Origin of the sequence: Halorubrum sp. Ea8, assembly GCF_002252925.1 — an archaeon.
GTDB lineage: Archaea > Halobacteriota > Halobacteria > Halobacteriales > Haloferacaceae > Halorubrum.
In genome coordinates this window covers 13,104-38,148 of sequence record NZ_NHPF01000049.1, presented here as the reverse complement: position 1 = coordinate 38,148, position 25,045 = coordinate 13,104, and the positions used below count along the sequence as shown (strand labels likewise).

Sequence of the window (25,045 nt, the reverse complement as noted above, 5' to 3'; positions counted from 1 at the left end):
CCGGTCCGGAAGGTGGCCGGTGCGGGGCGAGGCCGTTGTGGGGCGAGGCCGTTGTGGGGCGCGGTCGCGGCGGAGTTCGGTTACTCCAGGGCCGCGTCGAACGCGGCCTGCAGGTCCGCCTCCATGTCGTCGACGTGTTCGAGGCCGACGGAGACGCGGATGAGCCCGTCCGTGAGCCCCGCCGCGAGACGCTCCTCGCGCGGGATCGCGGCGTGGGTCATCGCGGCCGGCTGCTCGATGAGGCTCTCGACCCCGCCGAGCGACTCCGCGAGGGTGAACACCTCGGTCTCGCTCACGACGGTCGACGCCTGATCGAGGCTCCCGTCGAACTCGAAGGAGAGCATGCCGCCGAACGCGTCCATCTGCTCTGCGGCGAGCTCGTGGTCCGGGTGGCTCTCCAGGCCGGGGTAGTAGACCCGGCTCACGTCGTCGTGGGACTCGAGCCACTCCGCGAGCGCCGCGGCGTTCTCGCAGTGGCGGTCCATCCGCACCGGGAGCGTCTTCGTCCCGCGGAGCACGAGGAAGCAGTCGAACGGGCCGGGGGTCGCGCCCACCGAGTTCTGGTAGAAGCCGAGTCGCTCGTCGAGTCCCTCGTCGTCGACGATGAGCGCGCCGCCGATCGTGTCGGAGTGGCCGCCGAGGTACTTCGTCAGCGACTGGCAGACGACGTCGGCGCCGTGTTCGAGCGGACGCTGGAGGTACGGGGTCGCGAACGTGTTGTCGACCGCACAGAGCGCGTCGTTGGCGTGGGCGATGTCCGCGAGCGCGCCGATGTCGTTGACGTTCATCAGGGGGTTCGTCGGCGTCTCGACCCACACTAGCTCCGTCTCCTCCCGTACCGCGTCCCGCACGGCGTCGTGGTCGGTGGTGTCGACGAAGGTGGTGTCGACGTCGTACTCGTCGTACACCTGCGTGAGGATGCGGTGGGTGCCGCCGTACACGTCGTCGCCGGCGACGACGTGGTCGCCCGCCGACAGCAGGTTCAGGACGGTGTTGATCGCGCCCATGCCCGAGGAGAAGCAGCGCGCGTGGCTCCCCGACTCCAGCGACGCGAGGTTCGCCTCCAAGTCGGTCCGCGTCGGGTTCCCGGTCCGGCTGTACTCGTAGCCGCGGTGGTCGCCCGGTCCGTCCTGCTCGTACGTGGAGTTCGCGTGGATCGGCGTCATCAGCGCGCCGGTCTCGGGGTCGGGCTCCTGTCCCGCGTGGATCGCGCGGGTCTCGAAGCGCGGGTCGTCGCCTTCGGGGTGGTCGCTCATATCGGGGACTCGTCGGCGAGCGTGGTGATTCTTCCCCTTCGGAGCGGCGGTGGCCGAACGGACCCGTCGCTGCCGGAGCGGTTTCGCGAGAAGTGCTCGGTCAGGGATTTGAACCCTGGTCGTCGGCTGACTTCCGAACCGGCGCACCGATGCGCCGCATCCGTCGAAAGGCCAACATGATTGGCCGGACTACACCAACCGAGCGCGATTTCCGCTTGTGCCGCATCCGATTTAACTCTTCTCAACTCCCGTCACTGTGGGACGCCTCGACAGGGGCTTCGTCCCCGGATTCCGCCCCGCCGTCGAGAGCGGTCGGCGCGTTGAGTCCGCTTGACACCGGTGGGGTGGTTGAAACGTTAACGTGCGGGTTGATGCGGCGTGACCCCGTCTGTACTGGTATGCCGAGAGCGACACGCGACGGCGTCGCGATAAATTACGCCGTCGACGGGACGAGCGACGGCGCGACGGTCCTCCTCTTAGAGGGGCTGGGGTACGGTCGCTGGATGTGGCGGTGGCTGACCGAGGACCTCGCGGACGGGTACGAGGTGCTCCGTCCCGACAACCGCGGGACCGGCGACTCCGACGTCCCGGAGGGGCCGTACGCGATCGCCGAGATGGCGGCCGACGCGCGGGCCGTGCTCGACGACCGCGGCGTCGACCGGGTGCACGTCTGCGGCGCCTCGATGGGCGGCATGATCGCGCAGGAGCTCGCGCTGACCGACGAGCGGGTCGCCTCGCTGACCCTGCTTTGCACCTCGCCAGGCGGCGAGGGCGCGGCCGAGACGCCGCCCGAGGTTCAAGATCACATCTTCTCCGCGCCCGAGGACGCGGACCCGCGGGAGCGGATCCGGTACCTGATGGAGCCCGCGGTGAGCGACGGGTTCTACGAGCGCGAGCCGGAGCTCGTCGATCGGATCGTCGACTGGCGGCTGTCGGGCGACGCGACGCCCGCGGGCCGGGAGGCGCAGGCCGCCGCGGTCGCCGCGTTCGACGCGTCCGACCGGCTCGGCGAGCTGTCGGTCCCGACGCTGGTGGTCCACGGCACCGCCGACCGGGTGCTCCCGGTCGAGAACGCGGACCGTCTGGCCGAACTCATCCGGCACGCGACGGTCGAACGGATCGAGGGCGGGCCCCACCTCTTCTTCATCGAGGAGCGGGACGCCGTCGACGACAGGATCCGGTCGTTCCTCGACGGGGTCGCCTGAGATGGCCGGGAACGATCCGCGGAGTGGCGGGGAGGGAGCCGACGACCCCCGGCCGCACCCGCACGGCGACCGGGCGTACGAGTGGGTGGGGTCGCTGTCGGCGCGCCGAGCGCGACTCTCGCCCGACCGCGTCGCCGTCACGGACACGGCCGCGGGCGAGGAGTACACGTACGCCGACCTCGACGAGCGCGCCAACCGCACCGCGCGGTTCCTCCGCGAGGTCGGCGTCGGGAAGGGCGACCGCGTGGCCGTCGTCTCGCGGAATCGCGTGGAGCTGCTCGACCTGTTCTTCGCGACGGCGAAGGTCGGGGCGGTGTTGGCCCCACTCTCCCACCGGCTCGCGGAGCGCGAACTCGCGGCGGTCCTCGGCGACGTCGACCCCGCGCTCCTCGCGGCCGAGACGCCGTTCGAGGGCGACGTGGTCGACGCCTTGGAGCGCGCCGACGTCGAGCCCCCGGTGCGCGCGATCGCGACCGACGCGGACAACGCGTGGCGCACGCTCGGGGCTGACCTCCCCGACGACGGTTCGCCGGTCGAGACCGCCGCCGTCTCGCTCGCCGACCCGCACCTCTTCCTCCACACCGGCGGTTCGACGGGCACGCCGAAGGAGACGGTGATCAGCCACGGCGCGATCCGCTGGAACGCGTTCAACACGATCACGGCGTGGGGGCTCCGTGAGGACGACGTGACGCCGATGGTGTTCCCGATGTTCCACACCGGCGGGTGGAACGTGCTCACCGTCCCCTTCCTCCAGATGGGGGCGCGGATCCTGTTGAGCCCCGAGGTCGATCCCGGCCGCGTCCTCGCCGACGTCGAGCGCGAACGCGCGACGACGCTCGTCGCGGTCCCCGCGGTGCTCCGGATGATGGCGCGCCACGACGAGTGGGCCGACACCGATCTCTCCTCCCTGCGGTTCGTCAAGAGCGGGGGCGGGCCGTGCCGCGAGAGCGTCATCGACGCGTGGCGCGACCGCGGCGTGGAGATATCGCAGGGGTACGGGCTCACGGAGTGCGGCCCGAACAACTTCGCGATGCCCGACGGCTTCCCGCCGGAGAAGACCGCCAGCGTCGGCGTGCCCGCGCTCGCGGTCGACGCGCGCGTGGTCGACGAGGACGGCCCGGTCCCGGACGGGACCGTCGGCGAGCTTGAATTGGCCGGCCCCGCGGCGGCGGACCGCTACTGGAACGACGACGAGGAGACGGCCGAGACGTTCGGCGACTGGGTCTCGACGGGCGATCTGGCCCGCGTCGACGCGGACGGCTACTACCACATCGAGGGTCGCAAGAAGAACATGTTCGTCTCCGGCGGGGAGAACGTCTACCCGCCGCGAGTCGAGGACGCGCTCACGGATCACCCCGAGATCGAGGAGGCCGTCGTGATCGGGATTCCGAGCGAGGAGTGGGGGACCGTCGGGAAGGCGGTGGTCGTGGGCGACGAGTCGCTGACGCTCGACGACCTGCGCTCGCACCTCGCCTCCCGCGTCGCCCGGTACGCGGTGCCGAAGGGGCTCGCGTTCGTCGAGGAGATGCCGACGTCGGGCCCGTCGAAGATCGACCGGGCGGCGATCGAGGAGCGGTTCGGGGAGTGACGGTCCGACGCGGCCGAGCCGAGCGTGCCGGGAACGAGCTGTCGGGCGCTATCCCGCCGTTTTCGACCGTCTCACGACGTGGCGGGCGTCCCACAGGAACAACCGTTATATATGTGGGAGATAAGGGGAGGCCATGATCGACGTCACGATGGATATGGAGCAGTTCGACTGCCCGTTCATCGACACCTCCGCGGACCACGACGTCGGGTTCTCCGCGATGCATTGGCAGCTCGACACGGCGGCCGAACAGCTGGAGACCCGACTGCTCGTCGAGTCGTCCGACCGCTACGAGCTGAGCGAGGGCCTGCAGAGGCTCCGCGACCACGAGAACATGGCCGAGTACCGCCTGTTCTCGAAGCGGGACGACACCGCGATCATCCGGACGGTCATCGAGGAGACGAACGCGATGTCGACGATCACCGACCACGGCGGCTACATCACGGGCCCGTTCCGGATCGCCGACGGCTCCGAGCAGTGGCAGGTCGGCTTCGACGACGACGAGACCACGGAGGCGGCGCTACACGACTTGGAGAAGGGCAACGAGTTCGTGGTCGAGGACCGCTCGGAGCTGTCGATGGAGTCGCTGTTCGACACCATGCGCAACGCGAACGCGGCCTCCACGATGTTGGAGGCCTGCCGCGACCTCACCGACGTCGAGCGCGAGACCATCGAGACGGCGGCGGACGCCGGCTACTTCGAGTCGCCGCGAGAGGCGACCCTCTCGACGCTCGCCGACGAGTTCGACGTGTCGACGGCGGCGGTCTCGAAGAACATGCGCCGCGGCGAGAAGAAACTGCTCCGTAGCGTCGTGCAGGCGCTCGACCGGATGAACTGAGCCGGGCGACTGCGGTCGACTGAGTCCGTGACTCGCCCGGCCCCTTGATTCTCCGCGTGAGCGAGCGTTTTCGCCGGATCCCTCGCGGTTTCGCGTCGCTTGTTAACATCTTAACTCGGCCCCTTTTGCCGGTGTGTCTCGTCGGTATGCGTATGCGAGACGTAACCACGCGACGGTCGTATCTTCGACGAACTGGCGCCGCGGTCGGCGGAGTCGGACTCGCAGGACTCGCCGGCTGCTCCGGAAACGGCGGCGACGGGAGCGACGGCGGGAGCGGCGACGGCGGCGACGGCGGCTCCGGCGACGGCGAAGACGGGGGATCCGGCGACGGAGAGGACGGAGGCGACGGCGGAGACCTCTCCGGGGAGACGCTCCGGATCGGGGCGCTGCAGCCGACCTCCGGTGACCTCCAGTACTACGGCCAGATCAGCCTCATGGGATTCTACTCCGGGCTGGCGTACAAACACGACGTCGATCCGATCGAGGAGCTCACGCCGGGCACCTACACGCTGGAGACGGACGACGGCCCGACCTACGAGATCATCGTCGAGGACACCCAGTTCAGCCCCGACACCGCACAGAACGTCGCGACGAACCTCGTGCTCGACGAGGACGTCGACGTCCTCTTCGGGGGCACGTCCTCGGACAGCGCGCGGCGCCTGATCGACACCGTCGTCGACGAGTCCGAGGTGCCGTACCTCATCGGCCCCGCGGCCGACGCGGGCATCACGGTGAGCGACGAGTTCTGTCACCCGCTGGCGTTCCGCGCGAGCGAGCACACCGCGATGGACGCGCGTGCGGGCGGCACGTACGTCGCCGAGAACTTCGACATCGACACGGTCGCGGTGTTCGCGTCCGACAACGCCTTCGGACAGAGCGTCGCGGAGAACTACACCGCGGTCCTCGAGAGCCAGGGCGTCGAGGTGCTGGAGCCGCGGTTCGTCGAGGTCGGCTACTCCGAGTTCGACGGGCTCTTCGAGGAGGCCGTCTCGAACGGCGCGTCCGGCGTCGTCGGCGGGTTCACGGCGTCGACGCTGCCGCAGTTCCTCACCTCGGCGATCTCGTTCGACGTGCAGGTGTTCGGCGGGTTCGCGGCGCTGCTGACGACCCAGCTCATCGGCGGCACGATCGAGTCGGCGCTCGGCGAGGGCTTCACCGAGCAGGACATCAAGGACGCCGGGCTCGGTCCGTTCACCAGCCGGTACCACTGGAACCAGTACGAGAACCCGATCAACGAGGAGTTCCGACAGATGCACGTCGACGCGTACGACATCGTCCCCGACCTGTTCAGCTCGGGGACGTTCACCGCCGCCTCCGCCCTCTCGCAGGCCGTCACGGAGTCCGGGTCGACGGACGGCGCCGACGTCGCGGAGGCGCTGCGCGGGATGACCGTCGCCGACACGCCGAAGGGCGCCGACGGCTACAGCTTCCAGGGCCACAACAACCAGGGCGCCTCCCAGATGACCGTCGCCTGGCCGGTCCCCACGAGCGACGAGTTCGCCGAGACGTGGGACGCGCCCATCATGCCCGGCGAGCCGCTCGAACGGCTCGACGCCGAGGACGTCATGGTCCCCGAGGAGGACGCCAGCTGCTCGCTGTGATGCTGCTCGAAACCGACGGGCTGACGAAGCGGTTCGGCGGGATCACGGCGGTCGACGGGGTCGACTTCGCGCTGGAGTCCGGCGAGCTCTGCTCGCTCATCGGCCCGAACGGCGCCGGGAAGACGACGTTCTTCAACCTCCTCACTGGAGTGTTGGAGCCGTCCGACGGCGCGATCCGGTTCGCACCGGGCGCGGGAGCCGGCGAGGGCGGCCAGGCCGGCCAGGCCGGCGAGGGCGGAGACGGCGGGGTCGGCACCCGCGACATAACGGACGCCTCGCCTCACGAGACGGCGCTGGCCGGGATCCACCGGTCGTACCAGATCACGAACCTCTTCCCGACGCTCACGGTGCTGGAAAACGTCCGGATCGCGGCGCAGGCGGCGCGGGGCGGCGACGCCTGGAAGCTCTGGCGCAACGTTCGGTCGTTCGACGCGCATTACGAGGAGGCCCACCAAATCCTCGACCGGATCGGACTCGATGGAGCGGCCGACGCCGTCGCGGAGAACCTCAGTCACGGCGAGAAACGGAGCCTGGAGGTCGGCGTCGCGCTCGCCGGCGACCCGGACCTGCTCCTGCTCGACGAGCCGACCGCCGGGGTCTCCAGCGAGGGGGTCGACGACGTGGTCGCGCTGATCGAGGACGTCGCCGCCGACCACTCCGTGATGCTGATCGAACACAACATGGACGTGGTGATGGGCATCTCCGACCGCATCGCGGTGCTCCACCGCGGCGAGCTCATCGCCGACGGCCCGCCCGAGTCGGTCCGGAACGACCCGGCCGTCAGGGAGGCGTATCTCGGCGGCTACGGCCGCGAGGGCGACGCCACCGGCGAGGAGCAGAGCGGCGGGGCCGACGGCGACGGCTCCGCGGCGGCGACCGACGGCGGTCGTCGCGTCGACCGGCCGACAGGGCGAGCCCCGCCGGCCGAACGGGTCCGAGCGTCTGGGCGAACGCCGAACCGCGGAGGTGGCGGCCGGTGAGCGTGTTGGAGTTCGAGGGCGTCCACACGTACTACGGCGAGAGCCACATCCTGCAGGGGCTCGACCTGACCGTCGAAGACGACGAGATCGTCGCGCTCGTCGGTCGCAACGGGGTCGGCAAGACGACGACGCTACGGACCGCGCTCGGGCTGACGCCGCCGCGGCGCGGGACGGTCCGATTCAAAGGCGAGGACGTCACCGGCCGCGAGCCCCACGAGATCGCCGGCGGCGGAATGGGGTGGGTGCCGGAGGACCGGCGGGTGTTCGCGCACCTGACCGTCGCGGAGAACCTCCGCGTCGCCGCCCACGCCGCGGCCGACCCGGACGCCCGGATAGGGGAGGCGTACGACCTCTTCCCGGCCCTTGAGCGGTTCGCCGACAAGGAGGCCGGCGACCTCAGCGGCGGCCAACAGCAGATGCTCGCGATCGCCCGCGGGATGCTCGGCGACAACGACCTGCTGCTCGTCGACGAGCCCAGCGAGGGGCTCGCGCCGCAGATCGTGAGCGACGTCGTCGAGGCGCTCCGCGCGGCCTCCGCGGACACGACGATGGTACTCGTCGAGCAGAACTTCCGGCTCGCGATGGACCTGGCCGACCGGTTTTACCTCGTCGACCACGGCGTCGTCGTCGAGGAGGGCGACACCGACGGCGTCACGAGCGAGGACGAGCGCATCCGGAGGTACCTCACCGCATGAGCGCGACCGCGCTCTCCCTCGGCGTCGCGGACCCGGCCCCGCTGCTCGCGACGGGCGGCGCCGCCGACGGGCTCCGGACCGCGGTCCGCGTCCTCGTCGAGGGGCTCGGCAAGGCCGCCGTCTACTTCACCATCGCGGTGGGGCTCACACTCGTGTTCGGGCTGATGGGCGTGCTCAACTTCGCCCACGGCGCCGTCACGATGGTCGGCGCGTACCTCGGCGGGCTCGTGCTCGTTCTGGTCGTCGGCTCCGGGACGGGGACGCTCGCGACGATCGGCGTCTTCTTCGCCGCGATGGCGATCGTCTTCGCCGTCACCACCGCGGCGGGCAGTCTCATCGAGCTGAAGCTGATCCGACCGATCTACGACCGCACGCCGACCTACCAGATCCTGCTGACGTTCGGCGTCTCGCTGATCATCGAGGAGGTCGCGCGGATCGTGTTGACGCTGCGGGGCATCCAGCCGGACCCGCAGTGGCAGGCGCCGATGGGTACCGCGCCGGACGTGCTGCTGGGACGGACCGACTTCCTCGGGATCGCAGTGCGGCGGCTCTACCTGTTCGAGGTGCTGATCGGCGGCGTCGTCCTCGTCGCCGTCTGGTTGTTCCTCACCCGGACGCTGTACGGATTATACATCCGGGCCGGGAGCGAGGACACCGAGATGGTGCAGGCGCTCGGGATCGACGTCCGCCGGGCGTTCACCGTCGTCTTCGGCGTCGGGACGGGCCTCGCCGCGGTCGGCGGGGTCCTGCTGATGTGGGACCCGATCTGGGGGCCGAGCGTCCTGCTGAGCATCGACGTGCTCCTGTACGCGTTCGTCGTCGTGATCATCGGCGGGCTCGGGAGCTTCCGCGGCACCGTCGTCGCCGCGGGGATCGTTGGCATCGCGGACTCGGTGACGACGTGGCTGTTCACGACCGGCGTCGTCACCTTCTCCGGCCTCTCCGAGGTGACGATCTTCTTGCTGTTAGTCGGCATGCTGATCGTCAGGCCGCAGGGCCTCTACGGCGTCGAGGAGGTGGGCGGCCATTAGCGACCCCGACTCCTCCGCCGACGACGCGGGGGGCGACGCCGGGCACGACGACGCGGAAGTCAGCGATGTCGACCGCGCCGTGACCCTCGCCGACTACGCCCGGGACCACGCGGTCCACGCCGCCGTCGTCCTCGTCTTCTTCCTGTACCCGCCGGTCAACGGCGCGCTGGAGTCGTCGCCGCTGGCGGCCGAGACGGCGGCGTTCCTCCCGGGGATCACGTTCATGATCGCCGTGTTGTACATGGGGCTGTTCGCGATGAGCTTCGACTTCGTCAGCGGCTACACGGGCTACCTCTCGTTCGGCCACGCCGCGTTCTACGGCACCGGGGCGTACTTCGTCGTGCTCGCGGCGAACGGGCAGATCCCCGGGATCCCGGGCGGGACGCCGTTCATGATCACGCTGCTGCTCGGCGCGCTGCTCGCGGCGCTGCTGGCGCTGGTCATCGGCTCGGTCTCGTTCCGGCTCACGGGGGTGTACTTCGCGATGATCACGCTCGGGTTCGCGCAGGTGATCTACGAGCTGATCCGCTCGTGGGGGTACGTCTCCACGAACCCCCAAGAGGGGGCGACGATCGGGGGCGACGGGCTCGCGATCGGCGTCCCGTACGTCGACGCGCTGAGCCTCCGGGTCGGACGGCTCACCGGCACCAGCGTCGAGAATCTACTCGGCCTGGGGATCGACGTCTCCGCGACGGTGGTCTCCTACTACGCGCTGGGCGCCGTCGTCTTAGCCTCGTACTTCGCGATGCAGCGGATCCTCCACTCGCCGTTCGGGCGGGTGATGGTCGCCATCCGCGAGAACGAGGAGCGCGCCCGCGCCGTCGGCTATCCGACCTACCGGTTCAAACTGGCCGCGTTCGCGATCAGCGGCTTCTTCGGGGCGGTCGCCGGCGGGATCTTCGCCGCCTACGCCCGGTCGGTGTCGCCGGACAACTCCTACTTCTTCCTCGTCACCGCCGACGCGCTGATCACGACGATCATCGGCGGGTTCGGCACGCTGGCGGGACCGCTGTTCGGCACGGCGTTCCACCAGTGGCTAGAGGACGTGCTCTCGACCGAGAGCGGCGGTCTCGCGACCTACATCCGTGAAGGGGTCCCGGCGACCGTCCTCGAGACCGACGTCTTCGGGCTCAGCGTCGAGCTGTTCGTCAACACCGCTCTGGCCGGACGAGCGCCGCTGTACCTCGGGATCGTTTTCGTGCTCTTCGTGCTGTTCGTCCCCAACGGGATCCTCGGCACGGTGCGCGACCGGCTCGGGGGGACCGTCGGCAAGCGCCTGCCGGAGCGGCTACGGAGGTACCGCCGATGACGGTCGGAATCACCGGCCTCGGAACGTACGTGCCGCCCGACACGATCACCGGCGCGGAGATCGCCGAGATCAGCGGGATCCCCGAGGAGGTCGTCGTCGAGAAGATGGGCGTGACCGAGAAGCACGTCTGCCCGCGAGACGGGGACCACGCGACGGACATGGCCGAGCAGGCGGCCCGCGAGGCGCTCGCGGACGCCGACGTCGACCCGACCGCGGTCGACCTCCTCCTCTACCACGGCTCGGAGTTCAAAGACCACGTGGTGTGGTCGGCCGCGGCCGCGATAGCCGAGGCGTTGGGCGCCGAGAACGCCTACGCCACCGAGAGCTACACGCTCTGTGCCGGCGCCCCGATAGCGCTCCGGCAGGCGGCCGCTCAGCTCGCGGTCGAGGAGACCGACACCGCGCTGCTCGTCTCGGCGAGCCGGGAGGAGGACCTCGTCGACTACGAGGACGAGGACGCGTCGTTCATGTTCAACTTCGGGAGCGGCGCGAGCGCGTTCGTCGTCGAGGCCGACCCCGGCGACCGCGCCCGCGCGACGGTCCACGAGAGCGCGGCCGAGACGGACGGCTCCTTCGCCGACGACGTCGTGATGCCCGCTGGCGGGTCGAAGCGCCCGCCGAGCGAGGCGACGGTGCGCGAGGGGCTCCACGCGCTGCAGGTCCCCGACCCCGACGGGATGAAGGAGCGACTGGGCCCGGTCTCGCTGCCGGCGTTCCGCTCCGTCGCCGACGAGGCGCTGTCGCGGTCGGGGTTCGAGCGGACCGACCTCGACTTCGTCGCCCTCACGCACATGAAGCGGTCCTTCCACGACCGGGTGCTGGAGGAGCTCGGACTCGACCCCGAGCGGGACGGCTACTACCTCGACGAGTACGGCCACGTCCAGAGCGTCGATCAGGCGCTCGCCGTCGAGGAGGGGCTGGCCGACGGTCGGCTCGCAGACGGCGACCTCGTCTGCTTCCTCGCCGCGGGCACCGGGTACACGTGGGCGGCGACGGTGCTCCGCTGGCACGGGTAGCGGGCCGCTTTGCGTCGGGGCGTCGGTCCGCGCGGTCAGTCGTCCTCGTGGGCCACCGAGAGTATCGTCGCTTCCCCGTCGAGGACGCGCTCCTCGCGCGCGTCCACGAACGCCTCCGTCCGCACCCGCAGTCGGTCGCCGCCGAGGTCCTCGACGACCTCGACGGCGGCCCTGAGCGTCTCGCCCGGACGGACGGGCGCGTTGAACGACAGCTCCTGCTCGAGATAGACGATGTCGCCCGGGAGCGACGCGAGCGCCGCCGAGACCGCCGCGGCCGACAACATTCCGTGCGCGACGCGTCCGCCGAACATCGACTCCGCGGCGTAGGCGTCGTCGAGGTGGATCGGGTTGTCGTCGCCGGAGAGCTCGGCGAACGCGTCGATCGCCTCGTCCGTGACCTGTACCTCGTGGGACGCCGTCTCGCCGACAGTCGCGACTGGCATGACTCAGTATTCTGCGTCCCGGAACCTCAACCCCGGTGTTCACCCTCGAACGTCGACGTGCCGAGCGGCCCGCTCGGCCCGCGACCCGAAATATATAGGGATATATAATTATTATATTATGACTGACAGTTAGGGCTTGCTCGCGGCTTCCATCCGAATTATGACCGCTGAGATGCGACTTGCGTCGTCTATCCGAGACGCGGTAGGAGTATATATTTTGAATAAACTTAAGGGATATCGTGTGCGATCTGTATACATGGAAACGAGGAAGGTGCAGGTCACCGGCGGCTCGACGTACACGGTCTCGATCCCGAAGACGTGGGCGACGGAAAACGGCGTGGAGGCCGGCACCGAGATCGAGTTCTTCCCCGACGGCGACTCGCTGTTCCTCACGCCGCGGTCGGAGGAGGAGCGCACCCGCGGGACGCTCGACGTCACCGACCTCTCGGGGCAGGCGCTCACCCGGGCGGTGACGACGATGTACGTCAGCGGGTTCGACGTGATCGAACTGGAGGGCGCCGGGATCTCCACTGAGCAGCGCTCCGCCATCCGCGAGGCGGTCCAGAGCCTCGTCGGCCTGGAGGTGTTAGAGGAGACGCGCGACCGGGTCGTCATCCAGGACCTGCTCGACTCCTCGGAGCTGTCGATCCACAACGCCGTCACCCGGATGCGGCTGATATCGCTGTCGATGCTGGAGGACGCGCTCGCCGCGCTCTCCGATCTCGACCACGACCTCGCCCGCGACGTGATCGGCCGCGACGACGACCTCGACCGGCTCTGGCTCGTCGTCTCCCGGATCTTCCGCGCGACGCTTCGCACGCCGAAGGCGGCCGAAGAGCTCGGCCTCCCGCGCGAGGAGTGTTTCGACTACCACTCCAGCGCCCGCCAGCTGGAGCGGATCGGCGACCACGCGACGAAGATCGGCCACCTGACGCTCAGCATCGACGAGCCGCTTCCCGACGAGGTCGTCGAGGCGGTCAACGACCTCCACGGCGACGCGGTCGAGGTGATCGACACCGCGATGGACGCGCTGTTCGCCGACGACAGCGACGAGGCGACGCGGCTGGCGAACGACGCTCGCACGGGCGTCAGGGCGATCGACGAACGGGTGCGCGCGATCGACGAACTCCTCCGCGACCTGGACCCGGCCCGCGCGCAGCTGCTCGGGCTCGTCGTCGACTCCGTCCTCCGGTCGGCCGACTACGGCGGCAACATCGCGGAGACGGCCCTCCAGAAGGCCGCGCCGACCCCGTGAGCCCCGAGGGAGACGACACGGGTCGGCTCCCCGCCCGCCGCACCGTCGCCGTCGCCGTCGCGGTGATCGCGCTGGGTGCGGCGGTTCTCGCGACCGGTGCCGGGCTCTACTTCGCGGTCGGCGCGGGCCCGGAGGAGGCGGCGGTGAACGCGGTCGAGTCCTCGTCGGCCGTCACCGTCGAGCGGCTCGACGGGCTGACGGTCGTTCGGAGCGGGCCGGTGACCGCGGAGACGGTCGGACTCGCCTACTATCCCGGCGCGCGCGTGAACCCGGAGAGTTACGTCCCGACCGCCGCGGCGACGGTCGCGGGGCGAGACGTCGCCGTCGTGATCGTCGACGTGCCGCTGAACCTCGCGGTGCTCGGACCGAACCGGGCCGGCGACGCGCGGGCGGCGCTCCCGGCGGTCGAGTCGTGGTACGTCGGCGGCCACTCGCTCGGCGGCGCGATGGCCTGTCGGTACGCGGCGGCCAACGCCGTCGACCTCGACGGGCTCGTCCTCCACGCCGCCTACTGCGACAGCGACGTCTCAGAGAGCGGGCTGCGGGTCCTCTCGGTGCTCGGGGGCGCCGACGGGGTGATCGACGCGGACCGCGAGCGCGAGAGCCGGTCGAACCTGCCCGGCGACGCACGGGTGATCGAGCTCGACGGGGTCAATCACGCCGGGTTCGGCGCCTACGGGCCGCAGCGGGGAGACGAGTCGGTATCGACCGACCCGGCGGCCGCGCGTGATCGGGTCGGGACGCTCACCGGTCGGTGGCTCGTGGAGGCCCCCGTCGAGCGGCGGATCGGTGAGCGGGTTTTTTGAGCGTCGCCGCCGGACGATTCGGTATGCCAGAGATAGAGCTCGGCGTGCCGCGAGGGGTCGTCGAGTCGCTCCCCGAGGAGGACGAGACCGCCGAACAGGACATGCGTCGCGCCATCGCCGGCATTCAGTCGCGGATCAACGAGGAGATCGAGGGCGCCGAGCCCGCGGAGGCGGCCGAGGTCGTCGCCGACGCGGTCGAGCGAATGGAGACGCAGGCGAGCGCGTACCACGAGTTCGTCCCGGAACTGCGCGCGTGGGGGCAGTCCCCGATCTACGCCATCGCGTGGCGGAACCTCTACGTGGAACTGATCGGACAGCTGTACGAACACGAGTGGCTCGGCGACGAGCTGGGTCGCGAGCGGAACTTCCGGCTCGTCGAGGACGGGATCCGGCTCTCGGACCTGTAGTCCCCTTCCGAACGCGGTCCCGCCGGGCGAACCGGCCGGTCAGGCCTCGAGCAGCGACGCCGCCCGCTCGCCGACGGCGATCGCGGGCGCGTTGGTGTTGCCGCTCGGAATCGTCGGCATCACCGACGTGTCGGCGACCCGGACGCCGTCCACGCCGTGCACACGGAGCCGATCGTCGACGACCGCCGACTCGTCGTCCCCCATCCGACACGTCCCGACCGGGTGGTACACCGTGTGAGCGGTCTCGCGCACGTGTTCCTCGATCTCCGCGTCTGTCTCGACGTCCTCGCCCGGCCAGACCTCCGCGCCGCGATACGGGTCGAGGGCGTCGGCCCGAGCGATCTCACGGGCCCGCTTGACGCCCTCGCGGAGGACCTCGAGGTCCGGCTCGGCCGAGAGGTACCGCGGATCGACGACGGGGTCATCGGTGGGATCGTCGGAGGCGAGCTCGACCCGCCCCCGGCTCTCGGGCCGCACTTGCGTCGCGCCGATCGAGAACCCGAGCCCGTCGGGGTTGTCGAAGCCGTGGTTCATGTAGTACGTCGGACAGAAGTGGAACTGGAGGTCCGGCGCCGGCTCGTCGTCGTCGACGTAGGTGTACCCGGCGCCCTCCCCGATGTTCGACGTCGGCGCCGGCGGCTCGTCGTCGGTCCGATCGTACACGACGAAGCTGAACAGGTGGTCCTGGAGGTTACGGCCGACGCCCGGTCGGTCGGCGACCACGTCGACGTCGTGGTCGCGAAGGTGCTCTGCCGGCCCCACGCCGGAGCACATCAGTAGCTGCGGCGTGTCGTACGCCCCCGCGCTGAGCACCACCTCCTCCGCGACGTCGACCTCGTGCGTCTCGCCGTCGCGTCGGTAGTCGACGCCCTCGGCGCGGTTCGCGTCGTCGAACCGGATACCGGTGACGTGTGCGCGGGTCTCGACGGTCAGCCCGGCGCGGTCCAGTACCGGTTTGATGAACGCCGCGGCGCTGCTGCACCGCTTCCCGTCCCGCTGCGTCACGTGGTACAGTCCCGCACCGGTCTGCCGTCGCCCGTTGATGTCGGCGTTCCGCTCGATGCCGCACTCCTCGGCCGCGCCTACGAACGCCTCGGAGGCCGGGTGCGGGTCGGACAGGTCGTCGACGGTCAGCGGTCCCCCCGTCCCGTGGAACTCCTCGTCTCCGGTGCCGACGAAGTCCTCGCTCCGTTTGAACGCGTCGAGCATCTCGTCGTGGCTCCAGCCGTCGTTCCCCATCGACGCCCAGTTGTCGTAGTCCCAGGGAACGCCCCGGTTGTAGATCATCGCGTTCAGCGAGCTCGACCCCCCGAGGGTCTTCCCGCGGGGATGGTACAGCCGGCGGTCGTTCATCTCCGGCTGCGGCTCCGTGTAGTACTCCCAGTCGGCCTCGGACTTGAACAGCTCCGGAAAGCGGACCGGTGTGTTGATCCGCTCCTCGTGGTTCTCGTCGGGTGCCCCCGCTTCGAGTAAAATCACGTCGTTCCCCCGCTCAACTAGCCGCCGCGCGACCACGCAGCCCGCCGACCCGGCGCCGACGACCGCGTAATCGTACGCCTTGCTTGACATTTCCGAGTGATCGGACGGACCGGTGGAACCTAAAGCTATGGTACCACATCGCACGAGCGGTGTGGTTCCTCCCCGCTTCTCGGGACCGTTTTATGTCGGTCCGGACCGATTACGCGCATATGGAACTGGAACTGCGGTTCTTCGCGACGTTTCGCGAGGCCGCCGGCGGGAAAATCGTCGAGGCGGAGTTCGCCGACGGGTCGAGCGTCGGAGACGTGTTGCGGGAGCTAGAAGCGGAGTACGAGGGGATGAACGGTCGCCTGGTCGTCGACGGCGGCCTCGCGCCCCAGATCAACGTGCTCAAGAACGGCCGCGAGGTGCTTCACCTCGACGGGCTGGAGACGGCGTTGGAGGACGGCGACCGGCTCTCGGTGTTCCCGCCGGTCGCGGGCGGCGCATGACCCCCGACGGCGAGGCGAGCGGCGGGACCGAGCCCGTCGACGGTCCCCCGCCCGCGGAGGAGGGCTGGGAGCGCGAGACGGTCGCGTACCGCGGGATTTCCCGGCGGCTCGCGGCCCACTACCTCGTCAACCTCGGCGGGACGCTCGTGGGCACGGACGACCCGGCCGAGGCGACCCGCGTGGACGGCGACGGGTGGCGCGTCGCGCTCAGCGCCGAGACGGTGACGGCCGCGGCTGCGATTCGACTCACCGAAGTGACCGCCGAGTTCGTCGGCGACCCGGACGCGCTGGCCGAGCTCCTCCCGAAGTACCGTCAGAAGGCGATGCGGGCCGGAGGCTGATGGCCGGCGACGAGGAGTCACCCGGGACGGGGTCGACGTCGCCGAACGGCGACTACCCGATCGACGGGACCGCGCTGGTCAAGGCGGCGGCGCTCGCCAGCGTCCCCGCCGAGCGGCTCCCCTCCCTCCTCGCCCGCGTGCAGGCGGACCTAGGTCCGCGGATCGCCGAGTACAGGCGGCGATACGAGCGCATCGCGACCGAGCCTGACCGCGAGACGTTCCTTGTGGAGCCCGACCACTGGGAGAGCGTGGGGGAGCGGCTGGGACTCACTGACCGCGAGCGCGACGCCGTCGCCCGCGCCCACGAGACGGCTGTCGAGCGGGCGGGCTCGGGTCGGACGCGGCGCGAGGAGTACGAGACCGCGCTGGAGATCCGGTCTGGCGTGGTGATCGGGACCGCGACCGACGACGACTGACCGCGACCAAGCGCGCCAGACTCCTCCCGACCGCGACCGACGCCTTTTCGACGCCCCCGCGTGGACGTGGCGGCATGCGACTCGCACGCCTGCTCACGCCGGACGGACCGGTCTCCGGACGCTACGAGGACGGGACGATCGTCGCCGACGACGGCCGGTACGAGGTCGGTCGCGACGGGCGGCTCCTCCCGCCCTGCGACCCGAGCGCGCTCTACTGCGTCGGGCGGAACTACGTCGAGACACTCGATCAGATGGAGTACGAGCGCCCCGAGGAGCCCGACTTCTTCATCAAACCGCCGGCGAGCCTGCTCGCGCACGGCGAGTCGATCGCGTACCCCGAGTGGACCGACGAGCTGACGTACGCCGGCGAGCTGGTCGCCGTCATCGACGAGCGCTGCCGGGATGTCGCCCCCGAGGACGTTCCCGAGGTCGTCCGCGGCTACACGGTGATGAACGACGTCGACGCGCTCGACCAGCAGGGGCGGACCGCGCGGAAGGCGTTCGACGGCTCAGCGCCCCTCGGCCCGTGGATCGAGACCGACGTCGACCCGACGAGCCTCGACATCTCGACGACGGTCGGCGGGGAGCAGCGTCAGGACGCGAACACCGAGCTGATGCTGTTCGGTCCCCACGAGATCGTCTCGTACCTCTCGGAGCGGTTCACCTTCGAGCCCGGCGACTGCGTCGCCTTCGGGAGCCCGGCGAACCCCGGGCTCGTCGAACCGGGCGAGCGCGTCGAGATCACCTACGAGGGCGTCGGGACGCTGTCGAACCGAGTCGTCGACGTGTCGTGACTGACGGCTTATTTTAATAAGCGTGCGGTGGCGCGTGCTTTTTGAGCGGCCGGAGGCCGCGAGTAGCGAGGGACCGAAGGTCCCTCTGACAGCCGGCGGCGTAGCCGCCGGCGAGAGCGCGCGCGAGGGAGTCGCTGGCTCCCGAAGCGAAGCGGAGGGTGCCAGCGGCGAGGCTGGGGAGGCGTGAGGCTGCGGTTGCGGTGCGGGGCGCGCCTCACGGCTGGAGCCTTGGATGCCTTCACCGTCGACGCGTGTTCGATTATTTATAACCGAGCCGCCGGAGGGGTTCGTCGTGCCAACGACGGCAACGACATATACACAGACTACGATCGAACCGGGAAAATGACGGCCAGCGAAATTCGATTAGTTCGGATTCTTCAGCGGCTGCCGCTCCCCGTACGTCAGCGTCCGCCAGACCCACTCCACGGGGCCGTATCGGTAGTAGTTGAGCCACGCCACCGACAGCACCACCTGCACGACCCAGATGGCGAGGACGATCCCGTACTGTTCGACGCGGTTCACGGAGCCGAACAGGCCGAGGCCGTGGCCGTAGAAGATCGAGGTCGCGAGCACCGTCTGGAGGAGGTAGTTGGTGAACGCGGTCCGGCCGACCGCGGCGAAGGTCCTCGTCACCGGACCGTCGGGCCGCCGCTTCGCGTACAGCATGACGAGCCCGACGTACCCCCCGGCGACGAGGAGGCTCCCCCAGTAGTTGAACTGACGCCAGTACAGCGCCGCGCCCGCGCTCCAGTCGTTCGCCTCGATGTAGGCGACGCCGGCGACGACGACCGCGACGCCGACGACCCCGCCGGCGACGAGCCGCTTATAAAACCGCGCCGAGCGCTCGCCGGTGAGCACGCCCCAGCGGTACAGCGCCATTCCGAGCAGCATCACGCCGCCGACGCGCCAGAAGCTGGACCCGATGAAGCCGGACGTCTGTCGCTGGAAGGAGGCGGAGACGCGGTGGTCCATCTGTTCGAGCCAGCCGCTCCGGTAGGTCGCCACCTCCTGGCGCAGGGCGGCCTCGCTCGGCGCCCACTGAGACGCGATCGCGTCGCCGCCGATGCTGACCGCGGCGAACAGCTCCGTGACGGGAACGAACAGCAGGAAGAGCCCGCCGAGCGCCGCCAGCCGTTTCGCGTCCATGTCGCGGACCGTGATCAGGAACAGCCCGGTGAAGCCGTAGGCGACGAGGATGTCGCCGTACCACAGCAGGTACGCGTGCGCGAGTCCGACCGCGATGAGCACCGCGGTCCGCCGGTAGTGGAGCCGGACCGCGTCCTGTCCCTTCTCCTCTTTGCTCCCGACGAACAGCAGGACCCCGGCGCCGAACAGCGCCGAGAACAGCGTGATGAGCTTCGACTGCGCGAACACGTGGCCGGCGAACCACGCCCAGTAGTTCGCGCCTGTGAAGTCGCCGTAGACGGTGGAATCGGCGTACACGGTGGGGTTCAACAGCGACGCCTCCGGCATCGCGAACACCCAGACGTTGATGAGCAGGATTCCGAGCAGGGCGAACCCTCTGAGCGCGTCGAGGCTGACGATGCGTTCGGAGGGCGGGGTCGGGCCGGCGTCGCGTGTCACGGATTGCTTCCGAGGAGGAACCGGAGGACCGAATAGGTTCGGATAGCGGGAGCCGGAGACGGCGGGGACTCGGGCCGAGGGCGGGACCGGGCCGGCCTCAGTCCAGCCGGACGGCCTCGCCGCGCTCCGAGGATCGGTAGATTGCGTCGATGACGCGCTGGACGGAGAGCGCCTCGTCGATCGTGTTGATCGCGGGCGCCTCGCCCGCGGCGACCGCTTCGAGGAACGCCGCCTGCTCGGCCCCGTGGCTGTCGCCCTCGCGGGTCTCGACCTCGGTGTCGGAGAAGTGGTGGCTGTCGCCGTCGAAGGAGCGCGCCTCGTGGATCGTGAGCTCGTCGCTGCCGCGGTCGAACGTCGCGCCCGCCTCCGTCCCGCGGATCACGAACTCGTCGTTCGTCGGTCGGTTCGTCGCCCACGCGACCTCCAGCGACACCGTGTTGCCGTCGGCGTCGCGGATGAACGCCGACGCCGAGTCCTCGACGTCGAACCCCTCGGCGCCGTTGTCGTCGCCCCACATGTGGACGAACGCGTAGTCGTCCCGGCTCCCGAACTCGGAGCGCGTCTCGCCCGACACCTCGACGACCTCCGGGTGGTCGAGGAAGTACAGCGCCAGGTCGACGGCGTGGACGCCGATGTCGATGAGCGCGCCGCCCCCGGCGACGTCGCCCGACGTGAACCACGAGCCGCGGCCGGGGACTCCCCGGCGGCGGACGTAGTTCGCCTCGACGTGGGTCGTCTCGCCGAACCGCCCCTCGTCCTGGTAGCCTTTGATCACCTGGACGGGCTCCGCGAACCGGTTGTTGAACCCGACCATGCAGAACCCCTCGGCGTCGCGGGCGGCCGCGGCGATGCGCTCGGCGCTCTCGACCGTGTGTGCGAGCGGCTTCTCCAAGAGCACGTCGAGGCCGGCCTTCAGCGCCGAGACGGCGTACTCCTCGTGGAAGCGGTTCGGCGTCGTGATCAGGACGGCGTCGCAGTCCTCGTACAGGTCCGTCTCGCTCTCGTACGCGTGGACGTCGAACTCCTCGTGGAACCGCCGCCGGGCGTCGGCGTCGATGTCCATGCCGCCGACGAGGTTCGCGCCGCGTTCCGTCAGCTTCGTCGCGTGGTGCTTCCCGATCCCGCCGAGGCCGACGATGCCGACGGCGACGTCGTTCGCGTGAGTCATACGCCGAATTCACAACGAATGTTGTTAAGGTTCACGCTCCGACTCACCCGGTCGCGATCGCCGGCGGTCCGGGGCGCGGGCGGTTCAGAGGAGCGCGAAGAGCGTCTCCGCCAGTTCGAACAGACCACCGAACGACTCCGCGCCCGGGCCGAGACCTCCCTCGCCCGGGAGGGTCCCGAGGATACGCTCGGACTCGCGGCTCCAGACGAACCCCCCGACCAGCCACGCGCCGGCGAGGAAGGCGACCGCAGCGAGCAGCCGCGAGACGGCGAGAAGCCGCAAGACGAGGGGCAACAGGAGCACCGACGCCGCCCCGGCGAGAACGTAGGTGACGGCCGACCGCAGCGACGCCGCGAGCGCCGGTTCGACCGTCCCGGTCCCGACGAGGAGCGCGGTCCCGCCGACGCCGCACAGGAGCGCCCCCCAGACGACCGCACCGAGCAGCTGCACTCGCCCGCCGTACCCGGAGCCGGCCGCCTCCGGCACGTCGTCGTGGACCCACGGATTGCGCATGCGGACCGTCGCCGTCCCGCCCGTATATATCTCGCTTCAGATACCCGAAACGCGAGGCGTGAAACGTTCTGACGGGGACCATCGACGGGACTGGCGGCCGTTCGCGTCCCTTCGGCTATCGCTCCTCGTCGACCGGGCGGTCCCGCGTCATCCACTCGCTCGCCTGCGGCTCCGCCGCGTCAGTCACGACCTCGACCAGCGCGGGGCCGTCGCGGCGCCGGGCCGCGTCGACCGCGTCCCCGACCGCGTCGAGGTCGGCCACCCGCTCCGCGGGGACGCCCATCCCGGACGCGACGGCGACCAGGTCGAGGCCCGCGTCCGCCCACCCGTAGGCGCTTTCGGGAAAGTCGTACGAGCGCGACGCCTCCTCGCTGATGATCGCGTAGTCGTCGTTGTTGAGCGCGACCACCGTCACGTCGAGGTCCTCGGCGGCGAGCGTGTGTAGCTCGTGAACGCACATCATGAGTCCGCCGTCCCCGGTGAGCGCGACGGCGTCGCGGTCGGGGTTGGCGAGCCTCGCGCCGATCGCCGACGGGAGCCCGGTGCCCATCGTCGCCCACGACCCCGGGTTGACGTACGATCGAGGCCCCGACGCCGGGAATGAGACGAGCGTCCAGAGCCGGAACCCGCCCGCGTCCGCCGTGACGACGGTTTCGTCCGGGAGCGCCTCCCGGACCTCCCGGAGGACTTCGACGGACCGGAGCGGGTCGTCGGGGGCCCGCCCGTCGGCGAGCGTCGCGAACCGCTCCTCGTCGGCCGACCTGACCGCACCGGCCCGCTCGGCGCCGTCGAGTTCGGCCCCGTCCGCCGCCGGCGACGACGAGGCCGGCGACGACGAGACCGGCGGCGAGGGGTCCGCCTCCCGGCCCTGGTCGAGACGATCGTCGAGCGCACGAAGGAACGCGTCCGCGTCGGCGACGACCCCGAGTTCCGTCTCGTAGCCGAATCCGACGTCGTCTCCGTCGAGGGTGACGTGGACGAGCCGGTCCGGCATCGAGACCGACCACGAGGCGGTCGCGACCGCGTCGAGGTCGGACCCGACGACGAGCCCGACGTCGGCCGCGCCGAGCAGTTCCCGGAGGTCGGTGCTCGACCCGCCGCAGAGGACGCCGGCGGAGAGCGCGTGCGTCTCCGGCAGCGTTCCCTTCCCCTTGTACGTGGTCGCGACCGGCGCGTCGAGCGCCTCCGCGACGGACCGGAGCGCGTCGCTCGCGCCGGCCCGTCGCACGCCGCCGCCCGCGAGGATCGCCGGGGCGTCGGCCCCCGCGAGCAGTTCCGCGGCGCGGTCGACGGCGTCGGCGGGCGGGGCCGGCGGCGCGCTCGGCGACCGCTCTCCGACCGCGGGCTGCGGCGTCCGGCTCGCGAGGACGTCCTTCGGGATCCCGACACGAACCGGCCCCTGCGGGTGTTCGCGAGCGACGCGAATCGCGTCGGCGACGGCGGGGACGGCGCCCGCCGGCGAGTCCACGAGGACGTTCTCCTTGACGACCGTGTCGTACGTCTCGGGCGGCGTCTCGTGGATCCCGTCGCCGCCGCGCACCTCGCGCTCCGTCTCGACGGCGAGGTGGAGGAGGGGGACGCAGTCGTTCAGGGCGTTCTTCAGCCCGTTCATCGCGTTCATATCTCCCGGCCCGGGGACGACCACCGTGGCCGCCATCGCCCCGGGCTCGCTCGTCTCGGCGTACCCCCACGCCTGGTGGGTGACGGCCGTCTCGTGGCGCGCGACCACGAACCGCGCGTCGCGGTCGGCGAGCGCCCGGTTGAGCGGGAGCGTCTGCTTTCCGGGGATCCCGAAGGCGACGTCGACCCCGCGGTCGAGCATGTGGTCGACGACCGCTTCGGCGACGGTCGGCGCGTCGACCCCGTCGGCGATCGTACCGCCCGGGGAGTCGGTAGTCTCCATACCGCGAGGTCGACGGAGCGCGTGTTCAAACCTTCGGCGGCATCGGGGGCCGCCGGCCGGTCGGCGGCGTCGCGGCCGCGGGATATCCGAATCAACACATCGGTGGCCGAGAAACGACAGCTATGATCGATATCGCGGTCCAGCTGTACACGCTGCGCTCGATCGACGCTCCGCTCCCGGAGCTGCTCGACCGCGTGGGCGGGGCCGGCTACGACGGAGTGGAGTTCGCCTACCGGGTTGGCGAGTCGCCGATCGAGGCGGTGCTCGCGGCGCTCGACCGGAACGGTCTGGAGGCCGCCTCCGCGCACGTCCCGATCGAGGCGTTGGAAGACGACTTCGACGAGACCGTCGACCGCTACGACCGGCTCGGCGTCGACACGCTCGTCGTCCCGTGGCTCGACCCGACGCACTTCGAGAGCGCGGCCGCGGTCGAAGCGGTCGCGACGCGGCTGAACGACCTCGCGGCGGCCCTCGACGCCCAGCGCGTCCGGCTCGCGTACCACAACCACGACCAGGAGTTCGCGAGCCTCGACGGCGACCCCGCTATCGAGCGACTGATCGACCGGACCGACGATCGGGTCGAGTTAGAGATCGACGCCGGCTGGGCGCTCGTCGGCGGGGCGGACCCCGCCGAGCTGATCGACCGACACGCCGGCCGGATCACGCACGTCCACGTCACCGACGTCGACGCCGATCGCGGCGAGTCGGTCGCGCTCGGCGAGGGCGACGTGGACCTCGACGCGGTCGTCGCAGGCGCGCGGAACGCCGACGTCGAGTGGCTCGTCTACGAGCACGACGACCCCGCCGATCCGATCGCGTCGATCGAGCGCGGGGCAGCGACCCTCCGAAGGGCGCTGCGCTGAGCGTATCGCTCCGTGCGGTGCGATCAGAGCCTATCGCTCCGTGCGATGCGATCAGAGCGCACTGCTCCGAGCGGCGTTGCGCCGGCCGCGGCGATCCCTCGGACGGGACCACACGCGTAGCTACTTTACCACACAGTGTCATGTGATATGTATGCGCTTACCAGAGACTCGCGATCTGTTCGCACGGAAGCTACAGTTTCCGGCCTCACGGAAGGCGGTGCTAGAGACGGTGGGGAGCACGGAGCTGTCGCCTCCGGACGGAGAGGCCACGACGATCCGAGCGGTGATCGAGCGGTCCGACATGGAGGAGTTCCACTCGGCAGACGACCTCTACGACACGATGATGTCGCTCGTCGGGGCGCAGTTTATCGGACGCCGGTACTACGACGACCGCGGCGCCATGCCGCAGGACGAGGACACCGAGGTGAGCTTCTGATGGCGGTTACGCTGGTGTCCGGAGTCAACGGCGTCGGGCTCTCGAGCGTCTGTCAGGCCGTCCGACGCGGGCTCGGAGACGGGTACAAGCTGATCAACTTCGGCGACGTGATGCTCGAACAGGCGGCCGCGATGGGGCTCACGACCGAACGGGCGAAACTGGGCGATCTCTCACAGTCGCAGACGCGCCGGCTCCAGCGCCGCGCGGGCGAGTTCGTCGCCGACGAGGCGGCGGAGGCGGACGTCCTCCTCTCGACGCACTTGGCGGTCGAAACGAAGGCCGGCTACGTCCAGGGGCTCCCCTCGGAGGTGCTCCACGACGTCTCGCCGAGCGCGTTCGTCCTCGTGGAAGCGAGTCCGGAGACCATCCTCGACCGCCGGCGGACGGGCGACCGCGACTCGCACGCGGTGACCGAGCGCAAGATCTCCTTCGAACAGGACCTCAACCGCTCCGCCGCGCTCCAGTACGCGCGCGACCAGAACGCGCCGGTCCGGTTCATCGAGAACGAGGACAGTATCGAGGAGGCGGCCGAGCGCCTGGCGGACTCGCTCTGACGGCCTGAACCGAGATAGGCCCGTCCGTGCTCGGCGTTCCCCGCCGGGGCCGGCGAGTCGGCGGTTCCGTCTCCGA

At 70.4% G+C, this 25,045-nt stretch carries 26 protein-coding genes and 1 tRNA gene; 19 read left to right on the top strand and 8 right to left on the bottom strand.

The window, feature by feature from the left end:
• Window positions 1-80: 80 nt before the first annotated feature.
• Both DJ74_RS04240 and DJ74_RS04235 read right to left on the bottom strand, forming a co-directional pair.
• On the bottom strand, window positions 81-1,256 hold the full coding sequence (locus DJ74_RS04240; protein ID WP_094526462.1) for a cystathionine gamma-synthase: 1,176 nt from the start codon (window positions 1,254-1,256) through the stop codon (window positions 81-83).
• A 93-nt stretch (window positions 1,257-1,349) separates the two neighbouring features.
• Window positions 1,350-1,460: transfer RNA gene (locus tag DJ74_RS04235), tRNA-Glu, on the bottom strand.
• Window positions 1,461-1,654: 194 nt separating this feature from the next.
• On the opposite strand from DJ74_RS04235, the gene DJ74_RS04230 reads away from it, so the two are divergent.
• The 9 genes from DJ74_RS04230 to DJ74_RS04190 all read left to right on the top strand — a co-directional run bounded on the left by DJ74_RS04230 (window position 1,655) and on the right by DJ74_RS04190 (window position 11,516).
• On the top strand, window positions 1,655-2,461 hold the full coding sequence (locus DJ74_RS04230) for an alpha/beta fold hydrolase (protein ID WP_094526461.1): 807 nt from the start codon (window positions 1,655-1,657) through the stop codon (window positions 2,459-2,461).
• Between the two features lies 1 nt (window position 2,462).
• The gene (locus DJ74_RS04225; RefSeq protein ID WP_094524152.1) at window positions 2,463-4,049 is read left to right on the top strand and encodes an AMP-binding protein; all 1,587 of its coding nucleotides are present in this window, start codon (window positions 2,463-2,465) and stop codon (window positions 4,047-4,049) included.
• 133 nt (window positions 4,050-4,182) lie between these two features.
• A complete protein-coding gene (locus DJ74_RS04220; RefSeq protein WP_094524151.1) occupies window positions 4,183-4,884 on the top strand; it encodes a helix-turn-helix domain-containing protein in 702 nt (233 codons plus the stop codon).
• A 152-nt stretch (window positions 4,885-5,036) separates the two neighbouring features.
• Window positions 5,037-6,485 (top strand): ABC transporter substrate-binding protein, encoded by a 1,449-nt coding sequence (locus DJ74_RS04215; RefSeq protein WP_094526460.1) that lies wholly within the window; start codon window positions 5,037-5,039, stop codon window positions 6,483-6,485.
• Window positions 6,485-7,465 carry an ABC transporter ATP-binding protein gene (locus tag DJ74_RS04210; protein WP_094526459.1) on the top strand — a complete coding sequence of 327 codons (981 nt, stop codon included), beginning with the start codon at window positions 6,485-6,487 and terminating at the stop codon, window positions 7,463-7,465. The genes DJ74_RS04215 and DJ74_RS04210 overlap by 1 nt, the downstream gene beginning before the upstream one ends.
• Window positions 7,462-8,160 carry an ABC transporter ATP-binding protein gene (locus DJ74_RS04205; RefSeq protein WP_094524148.1) on the top strand — a complete coding sequence of 233 codons (699 nt, stop codon included), beginning with the start codon at window positions 7,462-7,464 and terminating at the stop codon, window positions 8,158-8,160. Before DJ74_RS04210 ends, DJ74_RS04205 begins: the two co-directional genes overlap by 4 nt.
• Entirely contained in the window at window positions 8,157-9,191 is a 1,035-nt protein-coding gene (locus tag DJ74_RS04200; RefSeq protein ID WP_094524147.1) for a branched-chain amino acid ABC transporter permease, read from the top strand. The genes DJ74_RS04205 and DJ74_RS04200 overlap by 4 nt, the downstream gene beginning before the upstream one ends.
• Window positions 9,192-9,270: 79 nt before the next feature.
• Window positions 9,271-10,500, top strand: coding sequence for a branched-chain amino acid ABC transporter permease (locus DJ74_RS04195; RefSeq protein ID WP_094526458.1), 1,230 nt, complete (start codon window positions 9,271-9,273; stop codon window positions 10,498-10,500).
• Window positions 10,497-11,516 carry a 3-oxoacyl-ACP synthase gene (locus tag DJ74_RS04190; RefSeq protein WP_094526457.1) on the top strand — a complete coding sequence of 340 codons (1,020 nt, stop codon included), beginning with the start codon at window positions 10,497-10,499 and terminating at the stop codon, window positions 11,514-11,516. The genes DJ74_RS04195 and DJ74_RS04190 overlap by 4 nt, the downstream gene beginning before the upstream one ends.
• A 35-nt stretch (window positions 11,517-11,551) precedes the next feature.
• Here the strand turns inward: DJ74_RS04190 and DJ74_RS04185 are convergent, their stop codons facing one another.
• The gene (locus DJ74_RS04185) at window positions 11,552-11,959 is read right to left on the bottom strand and encodes a MaoC/PaaZ C-terminal domain-containing protein (RefSeq protein WP_094526456.1); all 408 of its coding nucleotides are present in this window, start codon (window positions 11,957-11,959) and stop codon (window positions 11,552-11,554) included.
• Between the two features lie 256 nt (window positions 11,960-12,215).
• On the opposite strand from DJ74_RS04185, the gene DJ74_RS04180 reads away from it, so the two are divergent.
• The 3 genes from DJ74_RS04180 to DJ74_RS04170 are packed head-to-tail and all read left to right on the top strand — an operon-like array spanning window position 12,216 to window position 14,427.
• Window positions 12,216-13,214 carry a phosphate uptake regulator PhoU gene (locus DJ74_RS04180; protein WP_094526455.1) on the top strand — a complete coding sequence of 333 codons (999 nt, stop codon included), beginning with the start codon at window positions 12,216-12,218 and terminating at the stop codon, window positions 13,212-13,214.
• Window positions 13,211-14,020, top strand: a complete 810-nt coding sequence (locus DJ74_RS04175) for an alpha/beta hydrolase (protein WP_094526454.1) — start codon at window positions 13,211-13,213, stop codon at window positions 14,018-14,020. Before DJ74_RS04180 ends, DJ74_RS04175 begins: the two co-directional genes overlap by 4 nt.
• Before the next feature lie 23 nt (window positions 14,021-14,043).
• Window positions 14,044-14,427 carry a hypothetical protein gene (locus tag DJ74_RS04170; protein WP_094526453.1) on the top strand — a complete coding sequence of 128 codons (384 nt, stop codon included), beginning with the start codon at window positions 14,044-14,046 and terminating at the stop codon, window positions 14,425-14,427.
• Window positions 14,428-14,466: 39 nt separating this feature from the next.
• Here DJ74_RS04170 and DJ74_RS04165 read toward each other — a convergent pair whose 3' ends face one another.
• The gene (locus tag DJ74_RS04165) at window positions 14,467-15,996 is read right to left on the bottom strand and encodes a GMC family oxidoreductase (protein WP_094526452.1); all 1,530 of its coding nucleotides are present in this window, start codon (window positions 15,994-15,996) and stop codon (window positions 14,467-14,469) included.
• Window positions 15,997-16,115: 119 nt separating this feature from the next.
• Here DJ74_RS04165 and DJ74_RS04160 point away from each other — a divergent pair, with 119 nt between their 5' ends.
• The 4 genes from DJ74_RS04160 (at window position 16,116) to DJ74_RS04145 (ending at window position 17,948) form a co-directional block, all read left to right on the top strand.
• Entirely contained in the window at window positions 16,116-16,397 is a 282-nt protein-coding gene (locus DJ74_RS04160; RefSeq protein ID WP_094524140.1) for a ubiquitin-like small modifier protein 1, read from the top strand.
• The gene (locus DJ74_RS04155; RefSeq protein ID WP_094524139.1) at window positions 16,394-16,738 is read left to right on the top strand and encodes a hypothetical protein; all 345 of its coding nucleotides are present in this window, start codon (window positions 16,394-16,396) and stop codon (window positions 16,736-16,738) included. Before DJ74_RS04160 ends, DJ74_RS04155 begins: the two co-directional genes overlap by 4 nt.
• Window positions 16,738-17,154, top strand: a complete 417-nt coding sequence (locus DJ74_RS04150; protein WP_094526451.1) for a hypothetical protein — start codon at window positions 16,738-16,740, stop codon at window positions 17,152-17,154. Before DJ74_RS04155 ends, DJ74_RS04150 begins: the two co-directional genes overlap by 1 nt.
• A 74-nt stretch (window positions 17,155-17,228) precedes the next feature.
• Window positions 17,229-17,948, top strand: coding sequence for a fumarylacetoacetate hydrolase family protein (locus DJ74_RS04145; RefSeq protein WP_094526450.1), 720 nt, complete (start codon window positions 17,229-17,231; stop codon window positions 17,946-17,948).
• Window positions 17,949-18,311: 363 nt separating this feature from the next.
• On the opposite strand, the gene DJ74_RS04140 is transcribed toward DJ74_RS04145, so the two are convergent.
• From DJ74_RS04140 to DJ74_RS04125, 4 genes are all read right to left on the bottom strand, one after another.
• Window positions 18,312-19,532 carry a DUF418 domain-containing protein gene (locus DJ74_RS04140; RefSeq protein ID WP_094524136.1) on the bottom strand — a complete coding sequence of 407 codons (1,221 nt, stop codon included), beginning with the start codon at window positions 19,530-19,532 and terminating at the stop codon, window positions 18,312-18,314.
• 97 nt (window positions 19,533-19,629) lie between these two features.
• Window positions 19,630-20,700 (bottom strand): Gfo/Idh/MocA family protein, encoded by a 1,071-nt coding sequence (locus DJ74_RS04135; protein WP_094526449.1) that lies wholly within the window; start codon window positions 20,698-20,700, stop codon window positions 19,630-19,632.
• A gap of 84 nt (window positions 20,701-20,784) precedes the next feature.
• A complete protein-coding gene (locus DJ74_RS04130; RefSeq protein ID WP_094526448.1) occupies window positions 20,785-21,213 on the bottom strand; it encodes a hypothetical protein in 429 nt (142 codons plus the stop codon).
• 115 nt (window positions 21,214-21,328) lie between these two features.
• On the bottom strand, window positions 21,329-23,116 hold the full coding sequence (locus DJ74_RS04125; RefSeq protein ID WP_094526447.1) for a thiamine pyrophosphate-binding protein: 1,788 nt from the start codon (window positions 23,114-23,116) through the stop codon (window positions 21,329-21,331).
• 122 nt (window positions 23,117-23,238) lie between these two features.
• Here DJ74_RS04125 and DJ74_RS04120 point away from each other — a divergent pair, with 122 nt between their 5' ends.
• From DJ74_RS04120 to DJ74_RS04110, 3 genes are all read left to right on the top strand, one after another.
• A complete protein-coding gene (locus DJ74_RS04120) occupies window positions 23,239-23,979 on the top strand; it encodes a sugar phosphate isomerase/epimerase (RefSeq protein WP_094526446.1) in 741 nt (246 codons plus the stop codon).
• A gap of 151 nt (window positions 23,980-24,130) precedes the next feature.
• Window positions 24,131-24,415, top strand: a complete 285-nt coding sequence (locus tag DJ74_RS04115) for a hypothetical protein (RefSeq protein WP_094522914.1) — start codon at window positions 24,131-24,133, stop codon at window positions 24,413-24,415.
• Window positions 24,415-24,969 (top strand): adenylate kinase, encoded by a 555-nt coding sequence (locus DJ74_RS04110; protein WP_094526445.1) that lies wholly within the window; start codon window positions 24,415-24,417, stop codon window positions 24,967-24,969. The genes DJ74_RS04115 and DJ74_RS04110 overlap by 1 nt, the downstream gene beginning before the upstream one ends.
• Window positions 24,970-25,045 lie beyond the last annotated feature (76 nt).

Excerpts from the sequence above, each read along its gene's own strand:
- DJ74_RS04240 (WP_094526462.1), bottom strand. The coding sequence starts at position 1,256 with ATGAGCGACCACCCCGAAGGCGACGACCCGCGCTTCGAGACCCGCGCG.
- DJ74_RS04230 (WP_094526461.1), top strand. The coding sequence starts at position 1,655 with ATGCCGAGAGCGACACGCGACGGCGTCGCGATAAATTACGCCGTCGAC.
- DJ74_RS04225 (WP_094524152.1), top strand. The coding sequence starts at position 2,463 with ATGGCCGGGAACGATCCGCGGAGTGGCGGGGAGGGAGCCGACGACCCC.
- DJ74_RS04220 (WP_094524151.1), top strand. The coding sequence starts at position 4,183 with ATGATCGACGTCACGATGGATATGGAGCAGTTCGACTGCCCGTTCATC.
- DJ74_RS04215 (WP_094526460.1), top strand. The coding sequence starts at position 5,037 with ATGCGAGACGTAACCACGCGACGGTCGTATCTTCGACGAACTGGCGCC.
- DJ74_RS04210 (WP_094526459.1), top strand. The coding sequence starts at position 6,485 with ATGCTGCTCGAAACCGACGGGCTGACGAAGCGGTTCGGCGGGATCACG.
- DJ74_RS04200 (WP_094524147.1), top strand. The coding sequence starts at position 8,157 with ATGAGCGCGACCGCGCTCTCCCTCGGCGTCGCGGACCCGGCCCCGCTG.
- DJ74_RS04190 (WP_094526457.1), top strand. The coding sequence starts at position 10,497 with ATGACGGTCGGAATCACCGGCCTCGGAACGTACGTGCCGCCCGACACG.
- DJ74_RS04185 (WP_094526456.1), bottom strand. The coding sequence starts at position 11,959 with ATGCCAGTCGCGACTGTCGGCGAGACGGCGTCCCACGAGGTACAGGTC.
- DJ74_RS04180 (WP_094526455.1), top strand. The coding sequence starts at position 12,216 with ATGGAAACGAGGAAGGTGCAGGTCACCGGCGGCTCGACGTACACGGTC.
- DJ74_RS04170 (WP_094526453.1), top strand. The coding sequence starts at position 14,044 with ATGCCAGAGATAGAGCTCGGCGTGCCGCGAGGGGTCGTCGAGTCGCTC.
- DJ74_RS04165 (WP_094526452.1), bottom strand. The coding sequence starts at position 15,996 with ATGTCAAGCAAGGCGTACGATTACGCGGTCGTCGGCGCCGGGTCGGCG.
- DJ74_RS04160 (WP_094524140.1), top strand. The coding sequence starts at position 16,116 with ATGGAACTGGAACTGCGGTTCTTCGCGACGTTTCGCGAGGCCGCCGGC.
- DJ74_RS04155 (WP_094524139.1), top strand. The coding sequence starts at position 16,394 with ATGACCCCCGACGGCGAGGCGAGCGGCGGGACCGAGCCCGTCGACGGT.
- DJ74_RS04150 (WP_094526451.1), top strand. The coding sequence starts at position 16,738 with ATGGCCGGCGACGAGGAGTCACCCGGGACGGGGTCGACGTCGCCGAAC.
- DJ74_RS04145 (WP_094526450.1), top strand. The coding sequence starts at position 17,229 with ATGCGACTCGCACGCCTGCTCACGCCGGACGGACCGGTCTCCGGACGC.
- DJ74_RS04135 (WP_094526449.1), bottom strand. The coding sequence starts at position 20,700 with ATGACTCACGCGAACGACGTCGCCGTCGGCATCGTCGGCCTCGGCGGG.
- DJ74_RS04130 (WP_094526448.1), bottom strand. The coding sequence starts at position 21,213 with ATGCGCAATCCGTGGGTCCACGACGACGTGCCGGAGGCGGCCGGCTCC.
- DJ74_RS04125 (WP_094526447.1), bottom strand. The coding sequence starts at position 23,116 with ATGGAGACTACCGACTCCCCGGGCGGTACGATCGCCGACGGGGTCGAC.
- DJ74_RS04120 (WP_094526446.1), top strand. The coding sequence starts at position 23,239 with ATGATCGATATCGCGGTCCAGCTGTACACGCTGCGCTCGATCGACGCT.
- DJ74_RS04115 (WP_094522914.1), top strand. The coding sequence starts at position 24,131 with ATGCGCTTACCAGAGACTCGCGATCTGTTCGCACGGAAGCTACAGTTT.
- DJ74_RS04110 (WP_094526445.1), top strand. The coding sequence starts at position 24,415 with ATGGCGGTTACGCTGGTGTCCGGAGTCAACGGCGTCGGGCTCTCGAGC.